Genomic DNA, 7063 nt, shown 5'->3' on the forward strand with positions numbered 1-7063 from the left:
GTGTCCGTCACCGCGTCCTCGGCCCACCGTGCGGCCGAGATCCTGTCCCGGCCCGTCACGCTGAACGGCCTGACCGTCCCGAACCGCATCGTGATGGCGCCGATGACGCGCATGTTCTCCCCGGGCGGCGTTCCGGGTGAGGACGTGCGCTCGTACTACGCCCGCCGCGCCGCCGCGGGTGTGGGGCTGATCGTGACCGAGGGAACTTACGTCGGCCATGACTCGGCCGGGCAGAGCGACCGTGTGCCGCGATTCCACGGTGAGGAGCAGCTGGCGGGATGGGCGAAGGTCGCCGACGCCGTTCACGCCGCGGGCGGCACGATCGTCCCGCAGCTGTGGCACATCGGCATGGTGCGCAAGCAGGGCGAGGCCCCCTACGCCGACGCCCCCGCCGTCGGCCCCTCCGGCATCCGCGTCGACGGCACCGAGGGCACCGGCAAGGCGATGACCCGGCAGGACCTGGACGACGTCATCGGCGCTTTCGTCGAGGCTGCCGCAGCTGCCGAGCGCATCGGCTTCGACGGCGTCGAGCTGCACGGTGCCCACGGCTACCTCCTCGACCAGTTCCTGTGGGCGGGGACGAACCGCCGTACCGACGCCTACGGCGGCGGCCCCGTGGCCCGTACGAAGTTCGCGGCCGAGATCGTGGCCGCGGTCCGCGAAGCCGTCTCGCCCGCCTTCCCGGTGATCTTCCGCTACTCGCAGTGGAAGCAGGAGGCCTACGACGCGAGGCTCGCCGAGACCCCGGAGGAGCTGGAGGCGATCCTGGCCCCGCTTGCCGCGGCCGGCGTCGACGCCTTCCACGCCTCCACCCGCCGCTACTGGCTCCCTGAGTTCGAGGACTCGGACCTGAACCTGGCGGGCTGGACCAAGAAGCTCACCGGCAGGCCCACCATCACCGTCGGCTCGGTCGGCCTCGACGGCGACTTCATCCGCGCGTTCGCGGGCGAGGGGGCAGCGGTCGGCAGCATCGACAACCTCCTCGACCGCCTGGAGCGCGACGAGTTCGACCTGGTCGCCGTCGGCCGCGCCCTGCTCCAGGACCCTGAGTGGGCGGCGAAGGTCCTGGCCGGCCAGGTCGACGGTATGAAGCCGTACGACGCGGCGGCGCTGAAGACGCTGAGCTAGGGCCTCCCGTTTGGGTCAGGCCGGGCTCGCGTGCCCTGGTGCCGCACCTCGCCGCGTTGTCGTCGGTCGGCATGGCTCCGCCATGCTTCCCTCCTCCGCCTTGCGATCCACGGCACCAGAACCCGGTCACTGATCCGGCCTGATCCAAACGAAAGACCCTAGTGTCCCGCGACGCGGATCCGTCGGCAGCAGAGGCGGCCTGAGGTGATCCTTCGCGCAGCCCCGGAGCGCGAAGGATCACTGGCGCATTGTGCTGTTGACCGCCGTGATCGGCGGCCCGGAAAACGGTTCGACGCCCTGGGGGAGTCCTGACACAGTGGCGCACCATGCCGAATGTCGAGCGTGTGACCGCCGCGGACGTGCAGCGCATGCAGGGTCTGGCGCGGCGTGTCACTGCCACCCGCCCGGACCTCGTCAACAGCGACGCGACGTTCGGCGAGCTGGCATGGAACTGGGGCAAGGGGCACGCCGCCGACGGCGTGAACCGGCCGCGTCGGCTGTGGTTCTCCGGTGGGGATCTGGTCGCGTGGAGCTGGGCCCGGCTTCCGCACCGGGTGAGGCGGAGCGACGGGTCGGTGAAGGACGCCACCGCCGACGAGGCCGGCCCGAAAGCCGCCACCGCCGACGAGGCCAGCCCGAAAGCCGCCGTACAGGCCCATCTCGACGCCTGGGCTCCCTCGACGTACACGGCCGAGGGCTACCAGGGCGTCCGGCAGACGGAGGCGTACCGCGGCGACCTGCACCTCCTGGTGGAGGCGCCGGACGGAACGATGGCATCCTCGACGATCATGTGGCTCGACGAAGCGAACAAGACAGTTGAGTTCGAACCGGTCGGGACCCATCCGGAGTACAGGCGTCTGGGGCTGGGAAGGGCCATGCTTCTGCACGGGTGCACCTGGGCACGTGCGGCGGGGGCCAGGCGCGTGAAGGCCGCCTGTCTGGGTGCCCCGGGGCATCCCCAGGCACGGGGGCTGTACTACGGCGTCGGTTTCCGGGAGTTCACGCGGGACGTGCCGCTCGTCAAGACCAGGACCGAGGGCTGAGTGCCGGTGTCCGGCGAGCGGCTCGACGCGGAGTGGGTGCGTGGCTGGTGCCAGCGGACTGATTCAGCGGTCAGGACTCTGACGTCGTCGTTTCTTCGGACACACGGGTTTCCGCCAGGTGAGAACGTCGTCGCTCCGGCAACGGAGCAGAGCCACAGGGCGACGGATGCGCTGGTGGACATGACACCGATCCCCTCCGACCTGACCACCCTCTACTGGGTGATCCGTGAGGTCTCCCTGCCGGACGTCGGCAACGGATACTTCATCCACTCGGCCTCGATGGTCGCAACACACTTCCAGCAGTACGGATCCGTCCGGATCGACGACGAGCCATCCTCTCTCGTGTTCGCCAGCGATGGCGGCGGCCGGTCGTTTGCGGTGACTGGGAGTGGGCGGGTGTGGAGGTCGACCACGGCTTCCTGGTTCCACGACTTCGAGGCCGACTCGGCAAGCATCCAAGAGTTCCTGGAACACATCGGCAGAAGGGCCGCCGGACAGGACTGACCTCCCTGCGTGCCGACCACGGCACATGTTCAGCGTGGCGCGGGCGACCTGACAGCAGGTGCGGGAGAGAGTTCACATCATGGGCCGGTGGATCCCGGGCGCGGCACCAGGAACCCGGCCATGTCCGAGCGGCATCGAGGGGAAATCGATGAAGAGGGCAGGACGTCCGGATCGTAGGGCGCTGCTGGGCGGCGACCTTGCGGGCGCCACCGTGGCGCGCGCGGGGTGCTCCTCCACGAGGGCGGCCCCGGCGGCGGCCGGAGCTTCACCAAGTCCTCGTCCGACCACACCCACCGCGGCCTTCGCGAGGCTGATGGAAGGCAACGAGCGCTGGGTGAGCGGGGACCTCCGACACCCCGACAGGGATCCGGACCGGCGTCAGCTCCTGGCCCAGGAGCAGGAACCCTTCGGGGCGATCCTCTCGTGCATCGACTCCCGAGTGCCGCCTGAGCTCCTCTTCGACACGGGCTGGGTGACCTCTACGTGATGCGCACGGGTGGAGAGGCGGTCGGCCCTGTGGTCACCGGTTCCGTCGAGTACGGACCCATGACCAGTGGCACCACGCTCATCGTGGTCCTCGGCCACCAGCGCTGCGGCGCCATCAAGGCAGCGTACGAATCCATCCGTGACAGCAAGCCGCTGCCCGGCAACCTGCAAGCGATCGTCGAGGCTCTACGACCGGCATACGAACAGGCAGCCGGGGAGGGTGGCTCCGACCCGGTCGAGACCATGGCCCGCGCCCAGGTCACGTTGACCGCTGCCGACCTGCGCTCCAACAACGACCTCGCCCCACTCGTGGGAAAGGGCGCCCTTGCCGTCGTCGGCGCCTACTACTCGCTCGACACCGGCACGGTGGAAGTACTGGGCGGCGCGCCTTCTTGAATCAGCCCACACCCTGGGTTCCTGGATTCCTGGATTCCTGGGAAAGAGGCTCACCATGTAGCGTCCGGCTCCATGGATGACGTGAAGATCGTTGTTGAGCGTCGGTTCGCTTCAGACCCGATCGACTACGCGCGCCTCGTCTCGCTGGTCGAGTCCACCCGTGAGCGCGTTGTGCTGACAGAGGCAGACGTGCCGGTGAGCGTGCTGTTCCCGGCGGAGGCCGTGGCCGAGCTGGAGCACTGGGCCCGCGCCGACTATCCCGTACCCGCATCGATACCGCAGGACGAGGAAGGGGCGGACGCGAACGGGACGACCTGGGACGTCGGCAGGCTGCGGGTCGAACCGTTGGCCAGGCCGCAGGAGTACGGCCCGTACACCCGGTACGTGCGCGCCGATGGCAGGCGTGTCAGCTTTGCCCGGGGCGGCACTGTGATCGCTGTACAACTGCCCGCCGACGAGGCGGCATGGCTTGCGGACAGGACCTTGCATGCGCGCCAGGGATACATGGATCCCAAGCAGGCGGCGGCGTTCGAGGAATTCCTGGCCCGACAGCCCCCGGTCGGCGAGCAGGAACGTTGAGGAGAGCCCGACCTCGGACCGCGAACCGAGGCCCCACCGCAGTTCTGGGCGAGACCGCGAGCTGTAGTGGACCCGGTTTGACCTTGACACGGTGACAAGGTCTTCACTCCTTGCCAAGGAGGTGATCTCGATGACGATCACGATTCAGGACGCGGACGCGGTACGAGCACTCCAGGGGCTGGAGGACGACCGTTCGTCCGTACGGCTGCGGGCTGCTCTGGCGGTCGGTACGACGCCCGACCCGCGCTTCGTCGCCACGCTCATCGAGCGCTGCGCGGTCGAGCCGGAGTTCTTCGTCCGCGACATGCTGACCTGGGCGCTCACCCGCCACCCGGCGTCCATGACGCTCCCCGGGCTGCTCAGCGAAGTCCGCTCGAAGCGTGGGCAGGCACGGAGCCAGGCGCTGCACACGCTGTCCAAGATCGGGGACCCGCAGGCGTGGCCGGCCATCACACGGACACTTCTGTCCGACGCCGACGACGAGGTGGCGCGAAGCGCCTGGCGCGCCGCGGTCGTGCTCGTACCGGACGGCGAGGAGTCCGCGTTGGCCACGGTGTTGGCGACGCAGTTCGGGCGCGGGGGGCGGGAGACGCAGCTCAGTCTCAGCCGGGCACTGGTCGCGCTGGGCGAAGCGACTGTGCCGGCTCTGCAGGCGGCGACGACGGCCCCCGATCCGCGCGCGCGTGCGCACGCCCTCGCGACAGAACGGCTTCTGCGCGATCCGGACGCCGGATTCGAGTCCGCCATCGAGGAGGCGAAGCGCGTCGTGGCCCTCGGCGGGTCCGGCGAGGAGGGACGATAGGGCGTGTTGATCGGTGAGGTGGCGCGACGGTCCGGGGTCAGCGCCCGCATGCTTCGGCATTACGAGTCGCTGGGTCTGGTGCGTCCTTCAGGTCGTACCGGCTCCGGCTATCGGGAGTATTCCGGGGAGGACATCCGGCGGATCTTCCACATCGAAAGCCTGCGGTCGCTGGGTCTGTCGCTTCGTGAGATCGGACGCGCGCTCGACGATCCCGGTTTCACACCCTCGACGCTCGTCGGCGACCTCATCCGTCAGACACGTGAACGCATCGCCGCGGAGACGGAACTGCTCACACGACTGCGACGGATCGATGCCGCAGACCCCGCCGGCTGGGAGGACGTCCTCCAAGTCGTTGTGCTCCTCCAGGCACTGGGGTCGAAGAGTGCTGACGCGCGTCAGCGCGCGGCCCTCTCCTCGGTCGGCGAGGTTCCGGTGCCGGTGGAGGCACTGGTCGAGGCGGCACTGAGCGAGACGGACCCGATCGTTGCCGGGGCCCTGCGCTGGGCGCTGGCGCGATCGGGCGACGGCGGTTCGGCACTGCTCGCGGAGGGTCTCCACTCACCTGTGGCCGCCGTACGGGAACGTGCCGTTCAGTCCCTTGCCGAGATGCCCGACGGCGAGGCCGCCGCGGGGCTGCGGGATGCCCTTGCGAACCACGACGAAGTGGTCCGCGGACATGCGGCTCTGGCGCTCGGCACACGTGGCATGGCCGATGCGGTTCCGACGCTCATCGACATGATCGTGCAGGGCAGGAACGACACCGACGCAGCCGATGCGCTGAGCGTGCTGGCGAAGGACACCGCGACGGCGGATCAGATCGCGACCGGGCTCGTCGAACGCCTCGGCCACGACACTGCCGAAGCGTCCGCACGCGGACGGCTGACCCAGGCCCTGGCAGGCATCCCGGGGACGAGGGCGTCACGGGCACTGGAGGAGCTGTCGCAAGACGTGGACCGTGCTGTTGCGCTGACCGCGACGTACCTTCTTCGCCTCCGTGACGAACGGTGAGGGACCGATCCGCCGACCTCACCCCCGACCCGGCCGAGCACCGCCAACCTCCCGGGCACCGCGCAACCTCCCGGCCGTGCCGGACCCGAGCCGCAGGAGAACCTGGGGCTTCTCCCGGGGCAGAGTCGCTCAGGTCCCGTTGATTACCGCCTCGAAGGCTTCAGCCGTGGGGACGATGACGGAGGCCCTCCCCTGGAGGTCCGCAGGAAGATGACGGCGATCGTCTTCGTGAAGGATCAGCGGTTCCCCGTCCTGGGGCACGACCGAGGCCCCGAGGGCGGCCGCCAGCCGGGCGAGCACGCCGCTCATCGCGCCACGTGCGAAGTGCGTCGCCGTCACACATGACATCCCCTCTTCGCCATGAAATGCGTGGTAGAGGTCCGCCTCGCCCCCGTCCTCCGCGCGAAGTTGGGAGAAGCCTTCCTCCTGGGTACCCTCCACCACGTACGGCGCTGTCGCCTGCCGGAACTGTTCAATGTCCAGGGCGACGACCTCACCCTCCACGAACCGGAGCAGGTAAATGCTGTAACTCATGGGCGCACTCTGCCATCACCATGATCCGCCGGACAGGCCCCCCTTGAGAATTTCCTCACCCCTCTGATAGCAGCTGTCGCGACGAGTCTGCGGTCGTCGGAGTACTGGGAATCGCACCGGCGTTCGCGCAGGGCGGTTCACCAGCAGCATCAGCGCGTGGCTGCCGGGGGAAGGAGTCGAAACACTGGGCGGACGGTAACTCGGACAGTGTCTCGACCAACGTGAGGTTTTCCGGCTGCTCCGTGGACAACGGCCGGTTTACCTACGCGGGACTTCAGTTGAAGAAGGCCCGTGCCAGCCTGCCCGACACCGTCGTGAACAGGGACAACAACTACTGCGACACGTCGAGCTTCGGCGACAAGGCCGCGGGCACGTACTACTTCAACTACTCGAGTCTGAACGGGCAGGACACCGTGGCCGCCTATCTCAGCGTCTCCACGGTCACCGTGCGGTACTGACCGGTTCACGGGGTGTGGGGTGGGGGGGTGGACCCCCACCCCCCCCCCCCCCCGCGGGGGGGGGTGGGGACCCGCCCCCGGGGGGTTGGGGGGCCAGGCCAACACCGGCGGGTGGTTTGGCTCGA

9 protein-coding genes are annotated in these 7063 nt (G+C 69.1%); 8 read left to right on the forward strand and 1 reads right to left on the reverse strand.

Annotated features, from left to right (window positions below; genetic code table 11):
* From ACFQ6X_RS14305 to ACFQ6X_RS14335, 7 genes are all read left to right on the forward strand, one after another.
* Window positions 1–1128, forward strand: a complete 1128-nt coding sequence (locus tag ACFQ6X_RS14305; RefSeq protein WP_383180985.1) for an NADH:flavin oxidoreductase — start codon at window positions 1–3, stop codon at window positions 1126–1128.
* Window positions 1129–1454: 326 nt separating this feature from the next.
* Entirely contained in the window at window positions 1455–2171 is a 717-nt protein-coding gene (locus ACFQ6X_RS14310) for a GNAT family N-acetyltransferase (protein ID WP_383180988.1), read from the forward strand.
* A gap of 6 nt (window positions 2172–2177) precedes the next feature.
* Window positions 2178–2675 (forward strand): hypothetical protein, encoded by a 498-nt coding sequence (locus ACFQ6X_RS14315; protein ID WP_383180990.1) that lies wholly within the window; start codon window positions 2178–2180, stop codon window positions 2673–2675.
* Between the two features lie 486 nt (window positions 2676–3161).
* Window positions 3162–3557 (forward strand): carbonic anhydrase, encoded by a 396-nt coding sequence (locus ACFQ6X_RS14320; RefSeq protein WP_383180993.1) that lies wholly within the window; start codon window positions 3162–3164, stop codon window positions 3555–3557.
* Window positions 3558–3629: 72 nt separating this feature from the next.
* Entirely contained in the window at window positions 3630–4136 is a 507-nt protein-coding gene (locus ACFQ6X_RS14325; protein WP_383180996.1) for a type II toxin-antitoxin system Phd/YefM family antitoxin, read from the forward strand.
* A gap of 130 nt (window positions 4137–4266) precedes the next feature.
* Window positions 4267–4938, forward strand: a complete 672-nt coding sequence (locus ACFQ6X_RS14330; RefSeq protein WP_383180999.1) for a HEAT repeat domain-containing protein — start codon at window positions 4267–4269, stop codon at window positions 4936–4938.
* 3 nt (window positions 4939–4941) lie between these two features.
* On the forward strand, window positions 4942–5946 hold the full coding sequence (locus ACFQ6X_RS14335) for a MerR family transcriptional regulator (protein WP_383181001.1): 1005 nt from the start codon (window positions 4942–4944) through the stop codon (window positions 5944–5946).
* Between the two features lie 129 nt (window positions 5947–6075).
* On the opposite strand, the gene ACFQ6X_RS14340 is transcribed toward ACFQ6X_RS14335, so the two are convergent.
* Window positions 6076–6480, reverse strand: a complete 405-nt coding sequence (locus ACFQ6X_RS14340) for a hypothetical protein (protein ID WP_383181004.1) — start codon at window positions 6478–6480, stop codon at window positions 6076–6078.
* Window positions 6481–6758: 278 nt separating this feature from the next.
* Between ACFQ6X_RS14340 and ACFQ6X_RS14345 the strand changes: the two genes are divergently transcribed.
* Window positions 6759–6938: a hypothetical protein gene (locus ACFQ6X_RS14345; RefSeq protein ID WP_383181007.1), complete on the forward strand. Its 180-nt coding sequence runs from the start codon at window positions 6759–6761 to the stop codon at window positions 6936–6938.
* Window positions 6939–7063: the final 125 nt, after the last annotated feature.

Origin of the sequence: Streptomyces sp. NPDC056452, assembly GCF_042796085.1 — a bacterium.
Lineage (GTDB): Bacteria > Actinomycetota > Actinomycetes > Streptomycetales > Streptomycetaceae > Streptomyces.

Bases quoted from the DNA above. Each gene is read 5' to 3' on its own strand.
- ACFQ6X_RS14310 (WP_383180988.1), top strand. From the start codon at position 1,455: ATGCCGAATGTCGAGCGTGTGACCGCCGCGGACGTGCAGCGCATGCAG.
- ACFQ6X_RS14320 (WP_383180993.1), top strand. From the start codon at position 3,162: ATGCGCACGGGTGGAGAGGCGGTCGGCCCTGTGGTCACCGGTTCCGTC.
- ACFQ6X_RS14325 (WP_383180996.1), top strand. From the start codon at position 3,630: ATGGATGACGTGAAGATCGTTGTTGAGCGTCGGTTCGCTTCAGACCCG.
- ACFQ6X_RS14330 (WP_383180999.1), top strand. From the start codon at position 4,267: ATGACGATCACGATTCAGGACGCGGACGCGGTACGAGCACTCCAGGGG.
- ACFQ6X_RS14340 (WP_383181004.1), bottom strand. From the start codon at position 6,480: ATGAGTTACAGCATTTACCTGCTCCGGTTCGTGGAGGGTGAGGTCGTC.